The sequence below is a fragment of the Arcicella rosea genome (assembly GCF_014204325.1).
Taxonomy (GTDB): Bacteria; Bacteroidota; Bacteroidia; order Cytophagales; family Spirosomataceae; genus Arcicella; species Arcicella rosea_A.
In genome coordinates this window covers 85,312-112,077 of record NZ_JACHKT010000018.1, presented here as the reverse complement: position 1 = coordinate 112,077, position 26,766 = coordinate 85,312, and the positions used below count along the sequence as shown (strand labels likewise).

General features: G+C 34.8%; 17 protein-coding genes. 8 read left to right on the top strand and 9 right to left on the bottom strand.

Annotated features, from left to right (window positions below):
- Positions 1-181: 181 nt before the first annotated feature.
- Both HNP25_RS13100 and HNP25_RS13095 read right to left on the bottom strand, forming a co-directional pair.
- Positions 182-1,027 (bottom strand): SMP-30/gluconolactonase/LRE family protein, encoded by an 846-nt coding sequence (locus tag HNP25_RS13100; protein WP_184134771.1) that lies wholly within the window; start codon positions 1,025-1,027, stop codon positions 182-184.
- Positions 1,028-1,398: 371 nt separating this feature from the next.
- A complete protein-coding gene (locus HNP25_RS13095) occupies positions 1,399-3,783 on the bottom strand; it encodes a DUF5686 family protein (RefSeq protein ID WP_221432469.1) in 2,385 nt (794 codons plus the stop codon).
- 359 nt (positions 3,784-4,142) lie between these two features.
- Here HNP25_RS13095 and HNP25_RS13090 point away from each other — a divergent pair, with 359 nt between their 5' ends.
- From HNP25_RS13090 to HNP25_RS13070, 5 genes are all read left to right on the top strand, one after another.
- Positions 4,143-6,329, top strand: a complete 2,187-nt coding sequence (locus HNP25_RS13090; RefSeq protein WP_184134768.1) for a peptidase domain-containing ABC transporter — start codon at positions 4,143-4,145, stop codon at positions 6,327-6,329.
- Positions 6,330-6,332: 3 nt separating this feature from the next.
- Complete coding sequence (locus HNP25_RS13085) at positions 6,333-7,700, top strand: HlyD family secretion protein (RefSeq protein WP_184134766.1); 1,368 nt, start codon at positions 6,333-6,335, stop codon at positions 7,698-7,700.
- A 1-nt stretch (position 7,701) separates the two neighbouring features.
- Positions 7,702-9,165: a TolC family protein gene (locus tag HNP25_RS13080; protein WP_184134765.1), complete on the top strand. Its 1,464-nt coding sequence runs from the start codon at positions 7,702-7,704 to the stop codon at positions 9,163-9,165.
- Positions 9,166-9,390: 225 nt separating this feature from the next.
- Positions 9,391-10,566, top strand: a complete 1,176-nt coding sequence (locus HNP25_RS13075) for a DEAD/DEAH box helicase (protein ID WP_229202860.1) — start codon at positions 9,391-9,393, stop codon at positions 10,564-10,566.
- A gap of 455 nt (positions 10,567-11,021) precedes the next feature.
- The gene (locus HNP25_RS13070) at positions 11,022-12,020 is read left to right on the top strand and encodes a THUMP-like domain-containing protein (protein WP_184134761.1); all 999 of its coding nucleotides are present in this window, start codon (positions 11,022-11,024) and stop codon (positions 12,018-12,020) included.
- 91 nt (positions 12,021-12,111) lie between these two features.
- On the opposite strand, the gene HNP25_RS13065 is transcribed toward HNP25_RS13070, so the two are convergent.
- Positions 12,112-12,624, bottom strand: coding sequence for a methylated-DNA--[protein]-cysteine S-methyltransferase (locus HNP25_RS13065; protein ID WP_184134760.1), 513 nt, complete (start codon positions 12,622-12,624; stop codon positions 12,112-12,114).
- A 68-nt stretch (positions 12,625-12,692) separates the two neighbouring features.
- Between HNP25_RS13065 and HNP25_RS13060 the strand changes: the two genes are divergently transcribed.
- From HNP25_RS13060 to dnaJ, 3 genes are all read left to right on the top strand, one after another.
- Complete coding sequence (locus HNP25_RS13060) at positions 12,693-13,589, top strand: DNA-3-methyladenine glycosylase family protein (protein WP_184134758.1); 897 nt, start codon at positions 12,693-12,695, stop codon at positions 13,587-13,589.
- Positions 13,590-13,652: 63 nt separating this feature from the next.
- Entirely contained in the window at positions 13,653-14,255 is a 603-nt protein-coding gene (locus HNP25_RS13055; protein ID WP_229202859.1) for a nucleotide exchange factor GrpE, read from the top strand.
- A 63-nt stretch (positions 14,256-14,318) separates the two neighbouring features.
- A complete protein-coding gene (dnaJ, locus tag HNP25_RS13050; protein ID WP_184134756.1) occupies positions 14,319-15,479 on the top strand; it encodes a molecular chaperone DnaJ in 1,161 nt (386 codons plus the stop codon).
- Between the two features lie 239 nt (positions 15,480-15,718).
- Here the strand turns inward: dnaJ and HNP25_RS13045 are convergent, their stop codons facing one another.
- The 6 genes from HNP25_RS13045 to HNP25_RS13020 form a co-directional block, all read right to left on the bottom strand.
- The gene (locus HNP25_RS13045; RefSeq protein ID WP_184134754.1) at positions 15,719-18,688 is read right to left on the bottom strand and encodes a glycosyltransferase family 117 protein; all 2,970 of its coding nucleotides are present in this window, start codon (positions 18,686-18,688) and stop codon (positions 15,719-15,721) included.
- A gap of 239 nt (positions 18,689-18,927) precedes the next feature.
- Positions 18,928-19,965, bottom strand: coding sequence for a phenylalanine--tRNA ligase subunit alpha (gene pheS / locus HNP25_RS13040; RefSeq protein WP_184134780.1), 1,038 nt, complete (start codon positions 19,963-19,965; stop codon positions 18,928-18,930).
- 201 nt (positions 19,966-20,166) lie between these two features.
- A complete protein-coding gene (locus tag HNP25_RS13035) occupies positions 20,167-20,778 on the bottom strand; it encodes a hypothetical protein (RefSeq protein WP_221432468.1) in 612 nt (203 codons plus the stop codon).
- A 648-nt stretch (positions 20,779-21,426) separates the two neighbouring features.
- A complete protein-coding gene (locus tag HNP25_RS13030; RefSeq protein ID WP_184134751.1) occupies positions 21,427-23,040 on the bottom strand; it encodes a family 16 glycosylhydrolase in 1,614 nt (537 codons plus the stop codon).
- Positions 23,041-23,057: 17 nt separating this feature from the next.
- The gene (locus tag HNP25_RS13025) at positions 23,058-25,112 is read right to left on the bottom strand and encodes a hypothetical protein (protein WP_184134749.1); all 2,055 of its coding nucleotides are present in this window, start codon (positions 25,110-25,112) and stop codon (positions 23,058-23,060) included.
- 57 nt (positions 25,113-25,169) lie between these two features.
- Positions 25,170-26,669 carry a RagB/SusD family nutrient uptake outer membrane protein gene (locus tag HNP25_RS13020; protein WP_184134747.1) on the bottom strand — a complete coding sequence of 500 codons (1,500 nt, stop codon included), beginning with the start codon at positions 26,667-26,669 and terminating at the stop codon, positions 25,170-25,172.
- Positions 26,670-26,766: the final 97 nt, after the last annotated feature.

Sequence of the window (26,766 nt, the reverse complement as noted above, 5' to 3'; positions counted from 1 at the left end):
TCTAAAATCTTATGTAGTTGTATTTGCATATCTTATATGTTTTGAATACAAAAATATACATTAAAAGTCATCAGCCTAATTTAAGGATTGAGCCTTTTTTTTTTAATACAGGGTTTTAATTTAGTTCTAAATTTTATAAAATCTGACATCTGATAGCTGAAATCCGAAATCCAAAAACGAACTACTCAACCGAATAAGCTAACACTTTGTTTTTCAAGAAAGTTGGAATTAGTATTAATTTTCTACTTGGGATATATTCAAAATCAGCCGTGTTTACTTTTGCATCCACAAAATCAAGGAGTAATTGCGTTTTCCCTTCTGTGTTGATGTGCCAAACTTTTCCTCTCCATTCAGAGGCGAAATAACCTTTTTTGCCATCTGTTAAAATGCCATCAATACCGCCCATTCCTTCTGCAATGGTTGAAAACTGTTGAGATTGTAAATCATAAGCCAAAATTTTACCATCGCCATTGCCAACAATCAATTTACCATTTTCAAAGAATACTCCATTCGGGCTTTTGAGCGGAGTTCCTTCAACTACTTTTACAATTTGTCCTTTATCTAATTTCCAAAGTCTGTCCGAACGCATATCAGTGAAATACACAATTTTATTTTTGGTATCTACACTTACATCATTCAAGAATTTTGCATCAGGTACTTCGTATTTATGTAATACTTTCCCCGTTTTTGGGTCAATTTCTATTAATTTAAAAATTTCAGCAACGTAAAGTTTACCATCTAAAAAGCCCATTCCTTTGGTAGAATGTAGATTTTCGCTCAGTTTTAATTGAGTGATTTTTCCATCCAAATCAATTTTAGCGATAAAGCTTTTTTCATTAGTAGCTGCTGGGCCGCCATTGATGCAGGATACAAAAACAGTTTTAGATTTAGGCTCGAATAAGATAGATTCGGGGGTGGTAAGTGTTGTGTCTGTTTCCCAGACTTTTTTTAAGGTTACTTGCGAGAAAGAGTAATTTGAAGAAAGTACTAACGCAAACAAAGCTGCGATTTTAAATGATTTTTTCATTAGTTTTTAGATTTAAAATACGAATGCTCAAACAATTTATTCATAAATAAAAGTAGTGTTTTATCCTGATTTTCTTGTCTTTTTTTAGATGTACAGGGCGAAAATTCTGCTATAACGTCAATTTAATCCTGTTGACTTTGTAGAAATCACTTTAAGAATTACACAATCCATAAATAATCTTCCTCAAAGGTGATTTTATTTTCCTCAATTCAAAAATGTTTTTCCGCTGAGGCGATTTTATTTTCCTCAATTCAAAAATATTTTTCCTCGGAAGCATTTTCATTTTCCGCAAGGACAAAAAAATAGCGAAAACACATCTATCTCCATAAGATTTGATGTATTTCCGCTAAGAAAATGATGATTTATGTTTATCACCAATCAGGCGTTACTCCTCCACGAACTCTTGAATTTAGTGAAATTCTGATGCCAAATTGTGTATTTTGAAACTTGGTGAAATCTTTGTTTGGCAAACCTCTGTTATTATATGCAAAAACAGCCTCAACTCTTAGTATGCGTAATATTCCGTCGATTCCATAACCTACTTCTACATTATGAATATCTCTATTAGCTGTATAAAGATAGTTGGCAAAAAGTTCTTCACGAATACCTTTGTTACGGATTCTAGTTGATTGCGTTAAGGCGAATTTTCTGAGTCCGACCATTGTCATGATGTCGATGTATGAGCCATTGGTTGAAAAGTAAAATGGGTCAATCAGCTTTTTACTTACACCCCAAATATAATTATCATAAAAACCAACCAAACGATGTGTGGTAAGTGCATCACCAATAGAAATCATGTTATTATTTCCGTTGAAGTGCTTATAATCTGCAAAGGTCATTTTGTTGGCACTTAAAAAAGTACCAGCTTGGGCGATATAATTAAAATTTGAATTGATGCCTAGCGGGAAGTTGTGTGTGATTCCCAATTCTATGGTGTGGAAATCCATTTCCGTACCAAATACTTTAGGAATCGCTCCACGATATTTAAAAGTAATCAAAGGTGATGAAGAAAAATCTACATAACGAATACTGTTACGGTATTGTTTTTTGAGCGTAGGGCGATAATTAATCTGGAAACTTGCTAAGAAAGCATCGTTATTTTGGAATTTTGTATTTGTAATTTCTTTGTTTTGAGGAAAATTTGGGGAGTATGAATCGCCAGCATAGTTAATCCAGTAATAATTGGTCGTGTTTTCTAAAGGATAACGCCTTGCCCATTCCAATGAAGTTTTGATACCAAAAGTATTTGAAAAACGGTCGTTATAAGAAAGATTGACAAAATCTTTTTCATAGATTTTGACGAAGTTTTTCTTGAGTAAAAGCGTTGAAAGAGAGTTTAAGTCTAAAGCAACAGGAGTATCTACATTGTATTGAGAAATGTATGAACCTCCTGAAACACTAAAATCTTCTCTTTGTGTTTTCCAACGAATTTTCACCATTCCCAAAGAACGATTCTGTGTTACTGAATAACGCCACGTTGGGTCAATTTCCCACCAATCATAACGGTTTCTACGATAGCGAAACAATGCACCAGTATTGTAAACAAATCCTTCGACGGTATTAAAGTTGAAATCTAAAACAGGAGATTTGTAATAGATTTCATAAGGATAATAGCCCCTTTTGGTGTTTCCCCAAAAGTATGACCGACTGAACAAGACACTTCCGACACCAAATTTTTGATTGGCTTGTCGATAAGTTGAAAACTCGTCAGGTTGTAATGGAAGTGAGTTTTTATTGTATGAACTAATCGGTAAGTCGGGAGTGAAAGCTTTAAAATCTGAATTGAGCTTCAACTCATACCAAACATTATCGTTTTGAATATCAGCTTCTGGAGCAATTTCAATTTTGTCATAACGTCTTAACCCAGAAGCAATGTTGGCATCACTCCATTGGTTTTTAAGGTTGGTACTCAGTGCAGACATTACTTGTTTGAATTGCTGAACCTCAAAATTACGTTCTTGAATATTGACGATTTCCTTGAATTCATCTTCATTAGGGCGAATTAATTCAGGAATTATTTTATGAATAATACTCTGATAATTCCGAACTTTAGCTTTGTAAGTATATTCGCCTTCAAAACCCATCAAAGTACCAGTGGCAGTAATTTGAAAATGTTCTGGCACCCATTGAGTATTAAATGGTATATATTTTACTTGTATTTGGTAGGAAATATTATAGTTTTTTACTTTTAATTCCACACTTTGTAGAAAAAAATCTACATCAGTTAGGGAAATAATACCACTAAATACTTTTTCGTCGTTATTGTTTTTAGGAATAACTTTTATTTGATGAATTTTTACTTGGTTGATGATTTCAGTACCTAAATATTCAAAATCATAATATTGGAAAGCCTTAGGCGAAAGTGGCGAAATGGCATTTGTTCCTAAAGTAGCTTTGTAAAAATTGGGATTTATGTATTTATCAGGACGTGCTTCAGTATGATAATTATTTCTTATAGCTTTGTTGATAAAATGATAAGTGTTATCAGCACTTACTGAGAATTGAGCAAAAGACTCAGATTGGTAAAGAAGATTTTCTTCGATACCTTCATTCTTCAAAATTGGTTTCCATAAGCCCGGAATTTGCGTCCACTTTGCAGCATTTTGGATAAATACTTCTGCTTGATAATTAACAAATGCTTTATCATGAAGCGGAGCAAGCTCAATTGCTTTTTGAATGATACTATTAGCATTTAAGTTTGAATCAGCATTGTTTTTTTGAAAAGCGAATGAATTATTATATAAATTGAAGGTCAAAAATATAAATAAAGCAATTATTTTTTTTATGAACATATTGATTGTTTTGTTTCTGAATCTAGTATAAGTTTCATAAAGTTTCAGTGTATGGTCATTAATGATTCAAACGGATAGAATCAATTAAAAATTATTGATAGAACAGATGTTGAGAATTATAAAAAAATGAACAGTAAATTTACAAACAAACTTTGGTACAATTATTTCTTATTGATAAATCTTAACTTTATTGTTGATATAAACCGCCTATCAATTATTTAGAATTTTTCTAAACAAAACAATTAATTTCGTTGTCATAACAATTAAAATGCGATTATTCCATTAATAAATCAATAAATATTACACATTCAAACAAGAAAAATATGCAATCCACTCAGTTAAGCCTTATTGTTAAGAAACTAACCGAGTTTTACGGTACTGATTTTGATAACTTTGCGTATCAATCACCACTTTCGAAGCAAACAACGTTTAAAGCAAACGAAATTGATGATTTTGTAAACGCACTTACTCAAGCAGCCCGTAAACAAAAATTCTTAGTAGTAGAAAACTATGCTAATGAGCAAGGTTTTAAAGAGCTTATTCAAGCGAATAACCACCCTGTAATTTTTTTTGATGAAAGCAAGGACGGCGTTAAAACCATTTTTGCAGGCAGACAACTTAAAAACAGCAAACCTTTTTTTTATCAGTTTGTAGATGATAAAGGGGTAGAAGAAATTGATGAAAATCAATCTTTCAATCCTGCAAAAGTCACTAATCAGGCAGATAGCACCAAAGATGGGAAAGTAAGATTTCTCGTTGTATATCCTTTGGAAAATATTGATGATACGCCTGTCCCTGAAGACCTAAGCCCAATGAAGCGTTTGTTCAGAATGCTAGGTGCAGAACGCAAAGACATTGGTTATATTTACATTTATGCCATCGTCGTCGGGATTATCAGCCTAACCTTGCCACTAGGAATTCAAGCAATTATCGGGCTAGTATCTGGTGGTATGGCCTTTAGCTCAGTATATGTCTTAATTACCATCGTAATTCTGGGGGTTACAATTACAGGCGTTTTACAGATTTACCAACAAACTTTGGTAGAAGTATTGCAAAGAAGAGTATTTGCCAAAGCTGCTTTTGAATTCACCTATCGTATTCCAAGAGTAAAGTCTGAAGACCTTCTAGGCTCTTATGCTCCTGAATTAATGAACCGTTTTTTTGATATTCTTAATGTTCAAAAAGCGCTTCCTAAAGTATTAATTGATATTACTGCCGCTCTTATTCAGATTCTCTTCGGTATTATTTTATTGTCGTTGTATCATCCTTACTTTATCGCATTTGGTTTTTTAACCATCGCTATCGTCACTTTTGTGGTGTATTTGAATGCTGCAAAAGGAATGGAAACTAGCTTGGCAGAATCTAAATACAAATACAAAGTAGCACAATGGTTAGAAGATATTGCCCGTACTTTATATGCTTTCAAGTCGGCTGGTTCTACTAATTTGCCAATGCAAAGAATGGATTATTTGGTGAATAACTATTTGAAATACAGAAAGAAACACTTTAAAGTATTGTTGATTTTGTATGGAAATGCCGTGTTTTTCAAGACTTTCATAACGGCAGTTTTATTGATTTTGGGTACTTCATTGGTTATTGACCGACAAATTTCATTGGGGCAATTTGTGGCGTCAGAAATCATCATCGTTTTGGTTGTGAACTCTGTAGAAAAACTAATTTCTGGGGCTGATACCGTTTTTGATTTATTAACGGCAGTCGAGAAAATGGGTTTAGTTACAGATTTACCGTTGGAACGTCAATCAGGATTAAATATTAATTTCCATGAGCAAAATGAAGGAATGGATATTAAATTGAAAGATTTGAGTTACCGTTATCCAGGCGAGAGTAAATATGTATTGAAAAAACTTAATTTGGATATAAAACCTAAAGAGAGTATTTGTATCACAGGAACGAACGGTTCTGGCAAAGAAACTTTACTGAAAATACTTTCGGCTATTTTTACTGATTTTGAAGGGGCAATTAATTATAATGGCATGTCAATCAGAGATGTAAAATTAGATTCAATCCGTGATAGTATCGAAAGAAACTTAGCTTTAGATGCCATTTTTGATGGGACACTGTTGGATAACATCGCAATGGGGCGGGCAAGTGTAAAGTACAGTGATGTGAAATGGGGATTAGATAATTTAAATTTAAGTGATTTCATCTCCGAACTTCCTGAAGGCTTAAATACTTCGATGATTGCTGGTGGAAAACGCTTTTCAGAAAGTTTTATTGCTAAAATTTCAGTGGCTAGATGTGTGGTTGAGAAACCTAAATTATTGATGATTACCGATATTTATCGTGAATTGCACAAAGCGGAACGTCTAAAAACAATTGCTTTTTTAACTGATAAATCTAATCCTTGGACACTCCTTACGATTTCAAACGATCCAATGGTGATGGCGGCTTGCGATAAAGTAATCGTTTTGAATGAAGGCGAAATAGTATTACAAGGGAAATATCAAGATTTAATCAAAGACATCAATTTTCAAGAAGCAATAGACTAAGATATGTTAAATTTATCAAAACAAAGTGTCAGTAAGCGAGTAAATGAGCAGTTTGAATTACATTCGCTCAATACGCTTCATACACCACGTTCGGCAGTAGTGCTAAAGCGTTGGCTGATGGCTATCGTGGTGATTTTATTAATGGTGCTATTTTTACCTTGGCAACAAAACGTAACTGGAAAAGGTGATATTTCTGCCTTTACACCCAAAGATAGACCTCAAAATATTCAGAATATTATTTCTGGAAGAATTGAAAAATGGTTGGTGAAAGAAGGTGATTTAGTACAACAAGGAGATACACTTTTGGTGATTTCTGAAACTAAAGACGATTACTTTGACCCAAATCTTCCAGCTCGTTTGCAAGATCAATTAACAGCTAAAAAAGCTGGATTAGATAGTTACCAAGCAAAGATTGTAGCCCTAGAACAACAAATTGTAGCGTTAGAACAAAATCAAAAATTCAGTTTACAAAAAGCTAAAAATAAAGTAAAGCAAGGAGTGTTAAAAGTAACCTCTGATAGTACAGATGTCATTGCTGAACAAGTTCAATTTAATATTGCACAAACTCGATATGATAGGGGCGAAGACCAATACAAAAATGGTGGTTTGGTTTCCTTGAGTGAGTTTGAGTCTCGTAAATTGAAATTGCAAGAAACAAGAGCTAAATTAGTTTCGACGCAAAATAAATTGGCAATTTCTCGTCAAGAATTAACTAATGCCCAAATTGAACTGAATTCAATTGGTGCTGAATATGCTGAAAAAATTGCGAAAGCTCAGTCAGATAAAAGTTCGGCATTATCTTCTTTGGCAGCTGGTCAGTATGAAATATCACAGTTGAGTAATAAAATTACCAATGTTGACATTCGCAGAAATCAATATTATATCAAAGCACCTCAAGAAGGTTATGTAGTTCGTGCCTTAAAAGCTGGTATTGGTGAAACTATCAAAGAAGGAGAATCTATTTGTACGCTTCAACCTTTTGCCCCTGAAATGGCAGTAGAATTATATGTAAAAGCGATGGACGTTCCTTTAATTACAGAAGGACGTGAAGTACGTTTACAATTTGAAGGTTGGCCTTCTTTAGTGTTTTCTGGTTGGCCTTCAACATCTGTTGGCACTTTTGGTGGTGTGGTGAAAGTAATTGATAGAATTGATAATGCCAAAGGCGAATATCGTTTATTAGTTATTCCCAAAATCCATAAAGGCGAACAAGATTGGCCAAAACAATTAAGAATGGGTTCTGGAGTAGCAGGTTGGGTAATGCTTGACGACGTACCAGTTTGGTATGAAATCTGGCGTCAATTAAATGCTTTTCCACCAACGTTAAAACAAGAGCCTGAGGGAGCTTTAAATCATAAAAAAGCCAAGTAAAATGAAACAATCAAAAATGAGTGGCGTTCATCAAACTGGACTTTTTAAAACGAAGGTTTTTTCAGTGCCACGATTTTACAACATATATTTCTTCCTACTTTTAACACTGTGTATTCCCAAAGCGAATGCACAGTCATCTTTTAGTTATGAAGATTTTAAAAGCTTAGTCCTAAAAAATCATCCAACCGTAAAACAAGCCAATTTGTATTTATCGGATGCTGATGCTGAAATCATGCAAGCAAAAGGTGCTTTCGACCCAAAGCTTTCATCAGATTTTGATAGAAAGGCTTTTAAAGGCGATGATTATTATAATCGCTGGAAAAATGCCTTGAAAATTCCAACTTGGACAGGTGTAGATTTCAAAGTTGGTTATGAACAAAGTTCAGGTAAAAAACTTTTGTCAGAAGAATCTTCCCGTTTGATGGTAGCAGGATTAAGCGTTCCAATCGGACAAGGGTTAGTGATTGATGCCAGAAGAAATACGTTAAAGCAAGCCAATTTAGCCAAAAATATTGCTGAAGCAGAACGTCAGAAACTTATCAATAAAACCATTTTATACGCTGCAAAAAGTTATTGGGAATGGTGGTTTAGCTATCAGCAATTACAATTTGTACGTGAAGGGTATGATTTGGCGAATCGAAGATTTGTGGGAACTCGTGAACGTTCGAGAGTAGGAGAACAAGCTACGATTGATTCCGTAGAAGCAAAAATTACTTTACAAGACCGTGAAGTTGCTTTGGAACAAGCTCAAGTAGATTTGCAAAATGCTCGTTTAGCGTTATCGAATTATTTGTGGGATGAAAAGGAAACGCCACTAGAATTACCAGAAAATGCTTTCCCGCCATTATCTGCCGTTCGTAAAGTTGATGAAACCACATTGCAAGGTTTGATTACTCAGGCAAAAGCACAACATCCTGAAATTCAGAAATATGATTTAAAAATTCAGCAATTGGGGATTGAAGAAAAGTTTAGAAAGGAAATGCTAAAGCCTACTTTCAACGCTAATTTCAATTTAATTGCCGATAGTTTTAGCTCAAATCCTGCTTATACTTACGAAAATTCTTTTTCAACGAATAACCATAAAGTCGGTTTTGAGTTTGTAATGCCACTTTTCTTGAGAAAAGAAAGAGGTAAATTACAGCAAATCAGAATCAAACAGCAAAGTACAGGTTTTGAACTGAATTTGGCTCGTCGTGAAATCATGAACGAAGTATATTCTGCTTACAACGAAGTGAGAAACTATGAACGTCAGCTACGCATACAGCAAGATGCCGCTAAAAATCAAGAACTTCTTACAAAAGCTGAACAGCGAAAATTTGATATTGGTGAAAGTACTTTATTTTTAATCAATACTCGTGAAAGTAAGTTGATTGATATGAAAATAAAAGTAGAATCATTGAAGAGTAAATACGAGAAAGCATTGGCAAATTTGGCTTACACAGCGGGTTTGACCGAGCTTTTGTAGTTTTTTTCTATAAATGAGTATGGATTGTTAATTTGTATTTGTCGTAAATTTTAGCTATCTTTTCAAAATTGAACATCAACGTTTGTTCGTTCTTCGTGCTGAAATACTTACTGAGAGCCAACAAGTTCAAGACAATACTTGTTAGACGAGCAAATTTTAAACAAATACAAATTGACATTTCAAGATTTCAACTTTGATTCAAAGCTATTAGAGGGCCTTGATTCAATGGGTTACAACAAACCAACTGCAATACAGGAACAAGCTATTCCGCTGATTCTCCAAAATAAAGATTTAATTGCCTGTGCTCAGACTGGAACAGGTAAAACTGCTGCTTTTTTATTGCCGACTTTGCATAAAATTATCAACACGCCTGAAAAACAAAGGCATCTCAATACGCTGATTATTTCTCCCACTCGTGAACTCGCCACTCAAATCGACCAACAAGTAGAAGGATTGGGTTATTTCACAGGAGTAAGCTCTATTTCTATTTATGGAGGTGGTGATGGTGCTGCATGGAATCAGCAGAAAAAGGCTTTAGAAGATGGTGCAGAAATTATCATTGCTACGCCTGGAAGACTTATTGCTTTGCTACAAATGGGGAAGATTAACTTTTCGCATTTAAAACATTTGATTTTAGACGAAGCCGACAGAATGTTGGATATGGGTTTTTACGATGATATTATCAAAATTATCAAGTATTTACCCGTTAATCGCCAAACGATTCTTTTCTCGGCGACGATGCCTCCCAAAATTAGATTGTTGGCAAATACTATTCTGAAAAATCCTGAAGAAGTAAATATTTCCATTTCAAAACCTTCTGAGGGTATTTCACAACAAGCGTATTTGGTGTATGATACACAGAAAATTAAATTGTTGACTCATCTTTTAGAAGAAGGTAAATACAGCAGTGTAATTATTTTTGCTTCAACCAAAGAGAACGTAAAACAATTAGATAAAGAACTTCGACAAGCTGGTTTAAAAGCCAAAGCGTTTCACTCTGATTTAGAACAGAAAGAAAGAGAAGACATTCTTCGTGAATTCAGAAGTAAATCATTGCCAATTTTGATTGGAACAGATATTCTTTCAAGAGGAATTGATGTGGAAGGAATTAACTTAGTGGTTAATTTTAACACCCCTCACGACCCCGAAGATTATATTCATAGAATTGGTAGAACTGCTCGTGCTGAGACAAAAGGCGTTGCAATTACTTTTATCAATGATAAAGACCAAAAGAAATTTGCGGCAATTGAAACTTTAATTGGAAGAGAAATCCCAAAAACGCCGCTTCCAGATGGAATGGGAGAAGCTCCCGTTTATCAACCAAACAAAAGAGTGAATGCGGATGGGTTTAAGAAAAAACCATTTAAGAAAAAGAAAAAGTTCGTAAAAAAAGAGCAATAATAAGTAGTAAATATATTTTAATTGACATTTTTGTTTTTGTAAATAGTTGATAATTAGGTTGGTGAAATGATAATCGCCAATCTCTAATTACTAATCACTACTTGTCAATAGGCTGTTTCTGTTTTGTTAAAATTGAAGCAACAGCCTAAACTCAAACATTGTTTAGTCTTTAAATGAATGTGCGTAACGAGAATGTCATTTCTACCGCTTAATTTTGTAGCTTAAATGCTAAAATTATCGAATCGTCTCCAACATATTTACTTTCAGAAGAAGAAAAAGCCTTTGTTAAAAGTCATCTCAATGATGATGTTAATCAGTTACTTTTACAAGCAAAGCGTTTCCCCAATCTCAATATTCCCTATTTAGTTGCACAAATTCAAGCCAGACAAAAAGCTAAAAATAAACTTCCTGAGTGGACTGAAAACCTTGATGTTTTCTTTCCTAAAATGCTTTCTTTGGAACAATCTTCCTCGGAAATTACCGCAAAATTTAAAGCTAGTTTAGTGCAAGGTGAAAGTATTTTAGACCTTACGGGAGGAATGGGAATAGACCTTGCTTATCTGAGTAAAGATTTTAAAAAAGCTTTTTATACCGAACAAAATAGTGAATTATTGACAATTACACAGCATAATTACGAAGTGTTGGGTATTAAAAATGTGCAATTTGTAGGAGGAAATTCTGAAGTTTTTTTAAAGCAAAGTGAAACAATATTCTCTTGGATTTATCTTGACCCACATCGAAGAGATGACACTGGTAATAAAGTAGTAAAACTAGAAGATTGCGAGCCTAATATCTTGAAAATTAAAGATTTAATTTTTGAGAAAACAGATAATGTTTTACTGAAAGTATCACCAATGTTGGATATTGATTTAGCAATTTTGGGCTTGAAAAATGTATCTGAAGTATATGTTGTTGCGGTAGAGAATGAAGTGAAAGAAATCCTATTTAAGCTTGAAAAAGATTTTGAAGGCGAAGCCAAAATTCAAGCCATCAATTTTCCAAAACAAGTACTTGTAGCTGGAAGTGATTTACCTGAAAAACATGTTTTTACTTTTCAGAAATCGGAAGAGAAAACGGCTGTCATTAGCTTTAGTTCACCCAAACAATTTTTGTATGAACCCAATGCTTCGATTTTAAAATCTGGTGCTTTTAGAATGACAGCTCAGGTATTTGGATTACAAAAAATTGCACCGCATAGTCATCTTTATACTTCTGAACAATTGGTTGAACATTTTCAGGGAAGAACTTTTAAAATAAAAGCTGTTTGTAAATTGGATAAAAAGGAAATTGCCAAACATATTTCAGGCAATAAAGCCAATATAACGATTAGAAATTTTCCTTTGACGGTGAAGCAAATCAGAGAAAAGCTCAAACTGAATGAAGGGGGTGATGATTATCTTTTCGCAACAACCGATGCCCAAAATCAAAAGATTGTAATTGTTTGCAGCAAATAGCCCGTAGAACGAGTTTCCAACTCGTGAAAGTAAAATTTAATGGTATGGACGAGTTGGAAACTCGTCCTACAGAAAATAGTACCTAAAAGTATCAAAACATACTCGTCTGATAATTCCCAGAATGTTTGGCTTCGTGGTCTAAAAGCCATTTTTTTCGCCATAAATCACCACCATAACCAACCAATGAGCCATTCGTCCCAATTACTCTGTGGCATGGCACAACAATTGTAAATTTATTTGAACCATTCGTCGTTCCAACGGCACGAATGGCTTTTTCGTTGCCAATCCTTCTTGAAAGTTCTAAGTATGAAATCGTTTTTCCATAAGGAATCGTTTCCAATTTTCCCCAAACAGCTTTCTGAAAATCCGTTCCTTCGTGTTTGATGGCGAGTTCAAAATCTTTGCGAGTTCCTTCAAAATACTCTTTCATTTGTTGCTCAAATTCATCAATAATAGGAGATATGTTTGCCGTTACTTCTTTGCGTGGACTTGGTTTTTTCTGTGTTTCCACAAAAAGGATGGAAGTCAAATAGCTTTCGGTAGCGGATACTTCAATCATGCCCAAAGGGGAATCAATGTATTTTGTGAAAATTTCGATAGTCATTTTGCGGTCAGATTAGCAAGTTTTAGTTTTTATGGAAGAAAACAATTCAGTATTTTGCAAGAAAAAACATGAATTCACTTCTTCTTCCTGTTCCTCCACAGTTTTCTTTTCAAGAATGTTTATGGTTTTTAGATAGAAACTATGATGATTGTCTGCACGAAGTTCGGGAAAATTCTGTGTTAAAATTGCTTTCAGTAAATGAAAAGCCAAGTTTAGTTGAAATAAAACGGCTTGATGAATACTTACAAATTGAAGTAATTCTTGGTGAAATTGACGAAGAAAAAATCTGCCATTTTGTAAGCGAATGGTTTGATTTAGAACGTGATTTAATCCCATTTTATCAATTATTAGCGTTTGATGAAGATTTAAAATATATGGTTTCAGATTATCATGGATTGAGATTATTGGGAATTCCAGATTTGTTTGAAGCCCTTTGTTGGTCGATTATTGGTCAGCAAATTAATCTTAGTTTTGCGTATAAGCTCAAGCGAAGATTAACAGAAACCTATGGCGAAAAACAAACTTATCAAAATACTGATTTTTACTTGTTTCCAAAGGCTGAAATTATTGCTTCTTTAGCGGTTGAAGAACTTAAAAATATGCAATTTTCAACGAGAAAAGCAGAGTATTTAATTGAAATCGCTCGTCATTTTTCGGAAGGATTACTTTCAAAAACAATGTTGGAAAGTCTTTCAACTGATGAAGCCATTAAGAAATTAGTAGCTATTCGTGGAATTGGCGAATGGACAGCCAATTATGCTTTGATGAAATCTTTAAAACGTTTAGAATGTGTTACTTATGGAGATGTTGGTTTGTATAATGCACTGAATTCATTGAAAAATTTTCCTAAAAAACCTTTGAGAAAAGACTTAGATACTTTTTTCGAAGCCTTTAAAGATTGGGAAGCTTATACTGTTTTTTATTTATGGCGAAGTTTAGCAGTGAAGAATAAAGCAATTCAATAAATCTGAGTATAAAAAAACGTAACTTTGTCAATTCAAAATCTGTCAATCTGACAGAAAAAACAAATGGCAAAACTTTTGAGAGTATTAAGCAAATATAAAAATAAAGCGAAAAGTATATTGAAAATGGAAAATAAGGAAGAATTACAGACAGAAGAACAAGTGTTGACCCAAGAAACTGACAATGTTTCTGAAAATATAGAAGCAGTAATTGAAGAAACAGTAGAAATTTCTGAAACTGAAAAACTTCAAGGAGAAATAGCGGAGTTAAAAGATAAATATTTACGCCTGTATTCTGATTTTGATAATTTCCGTAAACGCACGGCGAAAGAGAAATTAGAAATGATTCAATCAGCTTCAGAAAAAGTAATTGTAGATGTTATTCCTGTGATTGATGATATTGAAAGAGCTACAGCAAACGCACAAGAAGGAGAGATTTCAGAAGGAATTCAATTGATTTTCAATAAATTGATTAATATTTTGGCTGCCAAAGGTTTAAAACCAATGGATGCGAAAGGACAAGTATTTAATCCAGATGTTCACGAAGCAATTACTCAATTCCCCGCTCCTACAGAAGAAGATAAAGGGAAAGTATTTGATGTAGTTGAAAAAGGATATTATTTGAATGAAAAAGTAATTCGCTTTGCGAAAGTTGTTGTAGCAAACTAAAAATATTAAGAGTAATGCTTATTGTTAAGTTTTAATCATTACTTTATTCATTGTTCAGAAAAAATGGCAAAAAGAGATTATTACGAAGTATTAGAAATTTCTAAGTCAGCTTCGGAAGACGAAATAAAGAAAGCATATCGTAAGATGGCAATTAAATATCACCCAGATAAAAATCCAGGTGACAAAAGTGCCGAAGATAAATTTAAAGAGGCAGCCGAAGCTTACGAAGTACTATCGAATGCACAGAAAAAAGCCCAGTATGATCGTTTCGGTCATGCAGGTATGAGTGGTGCTGCTGGCGGTGGTGGCGGTTTCAACGGCGGTGGCATGAATATGGATGACATTTTCAGCCAGTTCGGTGATATTTTCGGTGATAACAATCCTTTTGGTGGATTCTTTAATGGAGGAGGACAACAGCAAGGACGTAGAACTAGAAAAGGTTCTGATTTAAGAATTAAACTTAAATTGAACTTAGAAGAAGTTGCCAACGGTGTTGAAAAGAAAATCAAAGTAAAACGTCATGTTACTTGTAAACCTTGTAGCGGAAGTGGTGCGAAGAACGGAACAGAATTACAGTCATGTCAGACTTGTGGTGGTTCTGGTCAAGTGCGTCGTGTTCAGCAAACAATGCTTGGACAAATGGTGACAACTTCTACTTGTCCTACTTGTAATGGAGAAGGCAAGATGATTAAAACTCGTTGTGAAGTTTGTTTTGGAGAAGGGAGAGTGTTAGAAGAAGAAATCATTCCAATTAAAATTCCAGCAGGTGTTGCAGAAGGAATGCAATTATCTATGACGGGTAAAGGAAATGTTCCTCCTCGTGGTGGTGTCGCTGGTGATTTATTGATTGTGATTGAAGAAGAAGCTGATGAAGTATTACACCGTGACGGAACGAATGTAGTATATGATTTATACTTAAACTTCGCTGATGCAGCATTAGGAACTTCTGTAGAAGTACCAACTATTGGTGGAAAAGCTCGTATTACTATTGAAGCAGGAACGCAAGCAGGTAAAATCCTTCGTTTAAAAGGAAAAGGTATCAAAGAATTGAATGGATATGGTGTGGGTGATGAATTAATTCACGTAAATATTTGGACACCTAAAACGCTAAGTCGTGAAGAAACTGAACAATTAGAGAAATTCAGAACGTCGCCAAACTTCCAACCAAAGCCAAGTAAAAGTGACAAAAATTTCTTTGAGAAAATGAAAGATTTTTTTAATTAGATTTTATTTGAGATTTGAAGACTGTAGGACTTTATGACTAAAGGAATTCAAATAAGCTTTGCCATAAACATAAACTCCCTTATACAGCAATGTATAAGGGAGTTTATGTTTGTAACAAGAGTTTATCAATATACTGAAAACAAATAAAATGCCCTTACTCAATAATATGAATAAGGGCATTTTATTTTGAATAGACTCCTTTAGTCTTAAAGTCCAAAATCCATCAGTCCTAATAAAAACTAAGAATTCGCTTTATTCATTTGCTTCTCAAACATCGCTTGATACTTAGCAGCTTCTGGGAGTTTTGCATTCTTTACGCCTTCAATGATGATTTGCATCTCATATAAATTCGTTTGAACTTCTCTGCCATCGCTACCTCTTCTATCATTTAGATAATAGTCCAAGGCTTTGTTGTTTCTATTCATGATAGTTTCAGCCATTTCTAAGCCTGTTTTCTTATCACCAGCTGCCAAATAAAGTGCTACAAAATTGGCAGAAAGTTGGTCGTAAGGAATAGTTTTGTCAGGCATTACTTTCAAGCAATAATCTAATGCAGCTTTCGCTTTCGCAAATTTTCCTTCACGTACTAATTGGTCTGCTAAACGCAAGAAAGCTAAACGAGCTGTTATCACTGGAACTTCTAAATAAAAATCTGAATGATAATAGGTTTTAGGATTATCTAAATCACGCCAGAACATTTTTGTAGTCAGATTCTTATACATTAACTCGCTATTTACAAAACCATCTTTTGCTTCTGGTACTTTGAAAGGCATCAATCTATAAGCATAACCTTCTAGTTGCATGTATTCTTTCAAGTTCAAATAGCTTGCAGAAGGTAAAGTAGTAGCAAAGTAAATTGGACGTTTCCAACCTGTTGCAGCGTTCTGAGCAATCAAATCTAATTGAATCAATTCTGGTTTCATGATACCATTTTTACCAGTTGACCAAGCCATTTGACCTGTCAAGAATGGCTCCATATCTTTTGGAACAAATCCTGCTTTTTTCACTGCTTCGGTATCAATTGGCAAGAATAGATTTTCAGTTGGTAAAGTATTAATCATTGAGCCATCCGTTAAAGGTACTTTGATAGCTTGATTATCATCTTTTACCAATTTCAAATATTCTAATAAATTGATTCCCGTTTTAACATTTGGGTTTTCGTAATACATGATTTGCTCGTTCAAGCCTTCCAAGAAACGGTCTTTTGGTAAAGAGATTGGAAGTGCTTGCGAATCATAAGTTTTACGTTTCATTTGGTCGATATACCAGTCTGTTCCTAATAAAGAAAGGTTACAAACACGCACATCTGTACGATAGCCTTCTACTTCTTGTACATACCACAAAGGGAAAGTATCGTTATCTCCACCTGTAAATAAAATAGCATTTGGTGCACATGAATTCAACATGTTTTTGGCAAAATCTATTTGGTGGTAACGGTGATTACGGTCATGGTCATCCCAGTTTTGTTGAATCAAAATTACTGGAACAACAGCTGTTACAACAGTTGCTACAGTACCCGCAACCATTGGGTTTTTCAAGAATTTACCTAACCATTCTGCTAATTGAATTACGCCTAGACCAATCCAAATGGCAAAGAAATAGAATGACCCTACATAAATATAATCACGTTCACGGGGTTCAACTGGTGGTGAGTTCAGGAAAACAACGAGTGCCAAACCTGTCAATAAGAACATTAAGGTTGTTACTAAGAAGTCGTTTTCGTTTTTACGAACCAATAATACAAAACCGCATAAGCCTAAAATCATAGGTAACCAGAAGTAATTGTTTCTAGCTTTATTATGTGCTAGTAATTCTGGAAGCTCGCCTTTTCTGGTATAATCAATTACGCCAGCATCTTGAACGTCACTTTCACGACCTACAAAATTCCAAAGTAAATACCTCATGTACATGTGTCCCATTTGATGAGTAAACATGAATTTAAGGTTATCGCCAAAGCTAGGTTTTTCGCCAGCGGCTAATCCTAACATTTCTTCATATAACTGAATGTGCTGAGGAGAACTGCTATAAACACGTGGCAACAACATCTGCCCGTCTTTAGAGTATATCAGTTTTTGTTTATAGTCGTAAACCTCATACTTACCATCTTTCATTTTGTAAACAGGTGCACCTTTTTCTACACTTTCAACAGAACCTGTATAAATTGGGCCGTACAATAAAGAGCGTTCTCCATATTGTTCACGCTTCAAATACTTTACATAATTCAAGATATTACTTGGGTCGTTTTCGTTAATTGGAGTATTAAAAGTAGAACGAACAAAAGCCAAGTTATAAGAAAGGTATCCGATTAATACAAAAACTAATGAAAGTAAAGAGATATTCAGGTTTACTTTTTCTTTCTTGATAGAATATCTAATTCCCCAAACGATAGCACCAACTAAAAGCACAATAAATAAACTTGCACCAATTCCATAAGGTAATCCGAAACCATTGGTAAACAATAATTCAAATTTGAATGCCATTGAAGGAATACCCGGAATGATTGCCGAGTTGATTACTCCTAAAATAAATAAACCTGCTAATAAAGCAATAATACCACCTTTGAAAGTAGGTTTTGGGTATTTTTTGAAGTAATATAACAATGCCAAAGCAGGTACAGTAACCAAGTTCAATAAGTGAACACCGATTGAAAGACCAACGATATAAGCAATTAAAATCAACCAACGATTTGCAGTAGCTTCATCTTCAATAACTTCCCATTTGAATGCCGCCCAAACTACCAAAGCAGTAAAGAATGATGACATGGCATAAACCTCTGCCTCAACAGCCGAGAACCAGAAAGTATCTGAGAAAGCATAAGCCAAAGAACCAACTACACCAGCACCCAATAAAGTAATGGCTTCGCCTTTTGAAAGCTCTTCAAATTTTTTATTGTAAACTTTACGACCAATCAGAACAATCGTCCAGTGCATAAACAATATCGTTAAAGCACTTGAAAGTACCGACATCATGTTTACCCAGTAAGCTACTTGAGTGGTGTCTGAACCTGCTAACAACGAGAACATTCTACCCAATAATAAAAACAGAGGTGCTCCTGGAGGGTGTGGAACTTGAAGTTTAAATGCACAAGCGATAAACTCACCACAATCCCAAAAGGAAGCAGTACGTTCAACCGTTGCGGTGAAGACAAATAGTGAGATAGCAAATACAATCCAGCCTATGAGATTGTTGATTTTTTTAAAATTGTTCATTGAGGGGTACGTTATCAGTTATCGGTTGTTTGTTGATAATGGTCGTTTTTTAGCCAGAAACGCTTATCAACGTAAGCAAAAGACAAATTTGAATTCAAAAATACTAAATAAGATTGGCTTGAAGAGGATAGGGCTGTTAAAATGTGTTAATTCCGCTTAGAAGTACTTGAATTTTATAGCCTTATACAAAATAAAAAGACCTGAGTTTACAGGTCTTTTTATTCAACTTGATTTTATCTTTATAATCCTTCAAACTGACGTAAGAATCTTACATCGTTTTCGGTAAATAATCGTAAATCTTTAATTTGATATTTTAACATCGTGATTCTTTCGATACCCATTCCGAAGGCGAAACCTGTGTATTCTTGTGAATCGATACCGCATTGTTCTAACACATTAGGGTCAACCATTCCAGAACCTGCAATTTCTACCCAGCCCGAATACTTACATACATTACAGCCTTTGCCTTTGCAGATTAAGCATGTAATGTCGATTTCGGCAGAAGGTTCTGTAAATGGAAAATATGAAGGACGGTAACGCACTTTAGTATCTTGTCCGAACATCTCTTTGGCAAAGTAATAAAGCGTATCTTTCAAATCTTTGAAACCAACATTTTTATCAACATACAAGCCTTCTACTTGGTGAAATAAACAGTGAGCTCTCGCAGAAATGGCTTCGTTACGATACACACGTCCCGGCATGATTGAACGCAAAGGTGGTTTTTGGTTTTGCATCAAACGAATCTGTACGTTAGAAGTATGCGTTCTTAACAACATATCGTCGGCAACGTTTCCACCTTTTTTCTCGATAAAGAAAGTATCTTGCATTTCACGAGCAGGGTGATTTTCTGCAAAATTCAATGCCGTGAAATTATAAAAATCAGATTCTATTTCAGGACCATCCGAAACATTGAAACCCATTTTAGCAAAGATTTCGATGATTCTAGCACGTACTAAAGTTAATGGATGAATACTGCCATTTTCAAAAGGAACATTTGGGAGCGTTAAATCAAATTCAACCGCCACTGATTTTTCAGTACTTGCTTCCATTAAAGCTTGAAACTCATTGAATTTTACTTGAGCCGCTTCTTTTAATGAATTCAGGGATTGTCCAACGGCACGGCGTTCTTCTTGTGCAACATTTTTTAGTTCATCAAAAAGATCACCAATTACGCCCTTACGTCCTACATAAGCAATACGGAAAGCCTCTAATTGTTCCTTGTTGGAAATAGTAAAATCAGCAATCTGCTGATGAATGTCGTTAATCTTATCTTGCATTGATTCAGTAATGAATTCAGTGAGCCAAAGTATTAGGTTTACGATGGCATCTTGAAGAATTTTGAATGATTGTTTCTTGAAGATGTGCAAAATTACACTATTCGCCATAAAGGGGCAAAAAAAAAAGGCAAATTTAGAGGCTTGGGTTTTGGATTGGTTTTTTCTTATTCTTATAAGAAAACTCAAATGAAGTAGTAAGCATTATTCATTGAGCCTAATTTTAGCACTTTTTAGCACATTTTCTACCCTATCCATCTCAGCAATAATTAGAGGTAAATCTTTATTAATCCATCCCATTACTTGAATGATTTCTTTATGAGTATTTTCAAGTTCGCTGAAATTCCAAGAGATTGGTTCATGATGGAAAACCCTATTTCTAAAGTTTCTTATTTTATTTAATGGAGCAGAAACAGTTTTTCTTTGTCGATTTATTTTTTCGAGATAAGGGAAAGCCTTTCTGAGTGGCTTCCATAATATTTGTTCGTATTTTGTATTGAGAAGTTTTACCCAGAAACCTAAAGTTAGTTCAGCCGTTACTTTAGATGCCGTGATAGATTCGTTTCTGTTTAGAATATGTTTTTTAGCAGTGTTAATATCATTTGTTAAACTGTTTAGTGTTGGAATTAATTCAATCTCTAAATGCCAATTTTCAGTACCAAAAAAGGTAGTTAATTCTCTATTGAGACTGTTACGTAATGATACTTCAAGAATAGATAATATAGGGTAAAAAGACTCAGAAACCATTATATTCAAATGATAATGTGTTATTGCCTTATTCTCGTTATTAGGGTATTTTTGAAAATATTTGCTCATTCTTTGCGTTGAAAATATCTTCTCGTAGTAGTGCTTATTCATAATTTTCAGTTTATCTTTGTAGTAGCAGTCCCGGTCATTCCTCTCCCAGTATTTAGATGCTGGAGCATGAATCCGGGTTTTTTTTGTTTATGGGGTTTTGTATTATAATACTCACTGTTTTACTGACGATTTAGTTGATAACAACTAAAACAAATAAACGAAAAGAATCCGAAGGATTCAAATGTTTATAGCTTAAAAATGAAGCGTATGACACTATTCTCAATCTTTTCTTTTTGCTATAATTCTTCTACAACTGCATTAATTCGGTTTAGAAATTTTATGAATTCTTAAATTTCAGGATACCGACAATTTGTTTAAACTGCCTATATTCTCGTAGCGGATGCTCTAATACTAAATGCGGGAGCTTATATTCTCGTAGCGGATGCTCTAATTCTAAAAGCGGGAGGCTATATTCTCGTAGCGGATGCTCTAATACTAAATGCGGGAGCCTATATTCTCGTAGCGGATGCTCTAATACTAAATGCGGGAGCTTATATTCTCTTAGCGGATGCTCTAATTCTAAAAGCGGGAGCCTATATTCTCGTAGCAGATACTCCAACATTAAAAAAGACAGGCTATTAACCTGTCTTTTTCTGTTAAAACCATCTACTTGAAAACCCTAATATAATCTACTTCAAAGGTTGAAGAAACAAAATTTGGATCAATTGCCCCACCAAATGTTCCGCCCATTGCAAAGTTGATGATAAAAAAGAAATCTTTATTAAATGGCAAACTATTAGTGTTGGTGAAAGTGTAATAAAGCTTATTATCAACATACATCTTGATAGTACTTGCCGACCAATCTACCGAATAGATATGGAATTCAGTAGAGGCATTGGTGATGGTAGTATTACCACTATCACCATTTCCTCCCGAATGATTTGGGTGGTGCATCGTTCCGTAAATTTTATTTGGTTCGTTGCCTTTGTACTCCATAATATCTATTTCGCCACAAGCAGGCCAACCAACAGTTTGAATATTACTTCCTAACATCCATAAAGCTGGCCAAGTACCTCCGCCAGTAGGTAGTTTGGCACGAATATCTACTCTACCATAAGTAAAAGAGAATTTATTCATGGTTTGAATTCTCGAAGAAGTATAAGCAAAACCACTGTAATTCTCTTTTTGAGCCGTGATTTTTAAGATACCGTCTTTCACTTGGATGTTTTCGGTACGGTTTGTGTAAAATTGTTTTTCAGCATTTCCCCAACCATTATCTCCATTGCCTAAATCGTAACCCCAAACAGCAGGATTAGGGGCACCGTCTTTATCAAACTCTTCCGACCAAAACAATTTTTTCTCAGTTACGGGTTCTTCGGCTTGTTTTACTTTCAATTTGGTAAACCAAGCATTTCCATCAGCACCGATTGTTCTTAAAGTCATGCTGTTGGCAGAAAGTGCTAATATTTCATAAGTATTACTACCTGTTGCGAAATTTACAATGCCATTGCCTGGCACAGTAAATTGTACTCTGGTAGAATTAGCAGCTGTTGATGCTGAAGTAGCACCCGAAAAAATTAAATTTTTAGCACCCGTAGTACTTATATCATAACAACCATCGCCACCAGCTAAACCATAGTATGAAGTAGCCGCACCAATTAATGAAGATTGACCTTTGTTATCTACCGTCATTGCTACGTTGTTGTTAGCATCTTTTGTAAAAGTGATTTCATCATCATACAAACAAGCTGGACGAGAATTTGGATCTGCTGCATACCAAATAGGAGAGAAAGCATCTACTGGCCCAACACCTACGTGGCCCGCAGCATCTTTATCATTCACCCAAACTTTTGAAGCATTGTTTGTCAAAGCCGTAAGAATATCCGTAGGAACTTCAAATGCCACAAATACTTTTACTTTTTTACTCAAGGTAGAAGCAGCACCACCTGTTCCGACAGCACTTACTGTAACGGTATAATCTTTAGTACCGGGAAGACTATACTTATAAGTAATTTTTCCTGAAGGAACCATTTGCGTTGTTCCATCACCGAAATCAACTTTATAAGTCAACGCTTTGTCGGCAAGCGTTGAAATCACCACATTTCCAGAACCATTACCATTTGGATTGTTGGCATCTACCCCTTGCACAACTGCGGTTAATGTAAGATTAGAAGGTGCAACAATATCTCCAAAAGCATATTCTGCTTGTTTACAAGCACTAAAACACATTGCTGATGCACACAAAATGAGTACGAATGATTTTATATTATTAGTTATCATGATTGCTGAATGTTAGATTAATAAAGAATGATGTCATCAAATAAATAAGTGAAGTTAGCAGAGCCATCTCCTTTGGTTCCATTATCAAAAATCAGGACAACTTTTTGATAACTTTTACTCACATCAATTCCACTGAAATCAAAAGTTAGTTCTTCCCAAGCATTAGCTTTTGTTGTGCTTAATTCTTTTTCAAAACTTACGCCACCATCCGTCAGATTTTCTACTTTCAATAAAACTTTAGTACCTACTTTCGGTGCATATACTTTCATTTTAAAAGTTTTACCAACAGAAAAATCTATCGGTTTCTCTAAAGAAATAAAAGCACCTCCCCAAGGCTGACCACCGTTTTTAACCATCTGGGCTACTTTAGCTGTAGTATTGATGCCATTTGAATGTGGATTAGCCAAAACAGTTGCATTTCCTCCGTCAAAGTTCGAGAAGTCGTATTTCAAAGAAGTAGATTCAAAAGTCAATGGAATAGTAAGCGTATTATTGGTTTCAGTAGCTGTAGCGATTTTTACATCATCCCAATAAAAAACTTTACCATTACCAGCCGTTCCAAAATCAAAGAATAGTGAAGCTTTGTGATAAGTATTCGATAAATTAAGTGCTGGTGTACCCGCTACATGTTTGGTGAAATCAAATGTTAATTCTTCCCAAGCTTTAGTAGATTTAGTTAATACTTCTGTTTCAACAGAGATAGAAGCATTACTACGATCTTCAATTTTTAATCGGATGGGAATCCCTGCTACTGGAGAATATACTCTCACACTCATTTTAGGATTAGCAGCCGTCAATTTAATAGCAGAAGCAAAACCACTTGCTGTTCCGATAGTAGTTCCAGCCCAAGTTTCAGCACCAGCAGGTTTGGTGGTAATTTTTACTTTGTTACTTGCATTCGTTGGGTCAACGCCATCGATAGTAGTATTATTTCCGAAATCAGTTACGGTATAATTTGTATTAGCGACATCAAAAGTGACAGGTAAATTAATTGGTGCAATCACAACAGGATTCATCAATTTAATATCATCAAACAAGAAAGTGAAATTAGCTGAACCATCGCCACGAGTACCATTATCAAAAATCAATACGATATTTTGATATGAATTAGCCGTATTAATAGTGCTGAAATCAAAGATTAATTCTTCCCAAACATTTGCCTTGGTTGTAGTAACTTCTTTCTCAAAACTTTGTGAACCGTTTGAGGAATTTTCTACTTTCAATAAAACTTTTGCACCTACTCTTGGAGAAAACACTTTCATCGAGAAGTATTTATTGACAGAAAAATCCATTGACCCACCCAAAGTAATTAAGCTTCCACCATAAGTTTGTCCTGCATATTTCACCATCTTAGCCACTTTTGAAGAAGTATTAATACCACTTACTTGCGGATTAGCAATTACCGAAACATCACCACCTTCAAAATTATTGAATTTATAGGTTTGTCCAGCCGTTTCAAAGTCAAGTGGTAATACTACAGGACTTACAATGTTCATGGTCTTTTTTACTTCGGTTGTTGCTTTTCCACCGCTCAAAGCCACCACTTTCATCTCATAATTTCCTACTGCTGTATAAGTATGGCTGATAGTTTCACCTTCTAAAAAAGAAACAGGCACTTCATTGGCAACATCTCCAAAATACACTTTAAATAAAGTTTCATAAGTAGCTTTTGCCGAAACGTTTACTTTAAAAGGATTTGCTGGGTCGATAGTAGCATTCATTTCTACATTTTCAGGTGCTTTAAAAGAGACAGTAAGTTCTTGTGTACTTTCAGTCACTTTTCCTGTAACACCTTTTCCGACCAATTTCACCGTGTAAAGTCCTTCAGCATATTTATGTTGTACACTTTTTCCAGCATCTACAGTAGCGGTTGTAGCAGTACCATCACCAAAATTTACCGAGAAAGTAGCCACTCCTTCACCATTGGGAGTGATGGTTACTAAACCCGTATTATCTTGGGTAATGTCAAAAAGAGCCGACATTTTTGCTGGCGAAGAGGCAGTTTCAAGAAAAGAAATATCATCAAAAAACTTTTCATTACATGCCGACATGATAGCGATAAACGCTATCATGGATAAAAATTTATGTATATTTTTCATCGAAATTCATTTAGAAAATATGAGTCTGAATTAATAACCAGCATTTTGTACCAAGCCAGAAACTTCAATTTCAGCTTGAGGAATTGGAAATACTTCGTTCTTTCCAACTACAAAATTTCTGATTTTGGTAGCCGCTTGTCCAGTACGAACTAAGTCGAAAAAGCGGTCGCCTTCCATACCTAATTCTAATCTACGTTCAGCCCAGATAGCTTCTTTCAAGGTATTTCCAGTAGCCGAGATGTTATGTGCATTATCGCCAAAAGCCCTTTGACGTACTCTGTTTAAGTACAATTGTGCATTTACATCATCTGGAGAAGCTTTACGATTCAAAGCCTCAGCATACATCAAATAGACATCCGAAAGGCGAATGATACGTTGGTTATTCAAATAATTCAGTTCGATTTGCCCGCTAGATTCTCCTTTTCTTGGCAAGTATTTTTGGTTATATAAACCTGTATTTTTATACGGAGCTACTTGATAAGTAATGCCAAAACTAGGATTAGCATTTTTGTAAGCCTCAATATCCAGACAAGTAACTTCTTTTCTTTTATCACCTGCTTCATAAGCATTTGCTAAGTCTTGCGTAGGCAAATTAGTACTCCAACCTGCCGCATAGGGACTATTACCAGTAAGTCCACGAATACCACATTGCTGAACAGCCAAATTTCCTTGTCCACGAGTAACACCACCCCAATTGTAATAAGGAGAAAGATTTGAATACTGAATTTCAAAAACAGCCTCAGCACCATTTTCACCAGATTGTAAGAAAATGTCACCGAAATTTGATACTAGAGAATAGGGGCCATCAATTACACTTTTTAATACTCCTGCTACTAAATCAAATTTATTTTGATACAAGTAAACTTTTCCTAAAAGTGCTTGTGCCGCAAATTTGGTAATTTTACCATTTTTAGGGTCAGTACTTGGTAAAACAGCAATGGCATTGGTTAAGTCTTTTTCAATTTGTGCATAAACATCTGCTTTAGGTGCTTGTTTCAATGTTCTTGAATCAGCAATTCCTAGTTTTCTATCTGTAAACAAAGGCACATTTCCGAATACTTTTACCAAAGTGAAATAATAGTAAGCTCTTAAAAAAGCTACTTCACCATACATGGCTTCTTTTTCAGGAAAAGAGATTACTTCGCCCGCTGGATTTTTATCTTTGTATTGATACAGATAATTAGCACGATTGATACCTTCGTAAGAAGCCTTCCATAGTTCAGCTAAAGTTCCGTTTTGTGCTGTAAGTGTAAAGTCATCAATATTCTGAAAATCCAGCACATCAGAAGCATTTTCACCACCTGCTACGGCATTATCTGAAGCAATATCACCCACTGGCACTAACTGATTCAACCATTGTATAGGCGAATAAACACTTACACCCATACTTTGATAATCAGCAGAAGATTTCAAATAATCTTGGTCGGTTACTCTATAATCATCTTTTGGACTATAGTCAACCCATTCACTACAGCTAGTAAAAGCCATTGTAATGAATAGAAAATAGAGAATATTTTTTATATTTTTCATTGTTAGTTTTTCTTAAAATGTAATTGCTTTCGGACATCGGATTTCGGTTGTCGGATTTGGAATTTAACCTTTTATTTACGCTTAGATTATCAGCTTT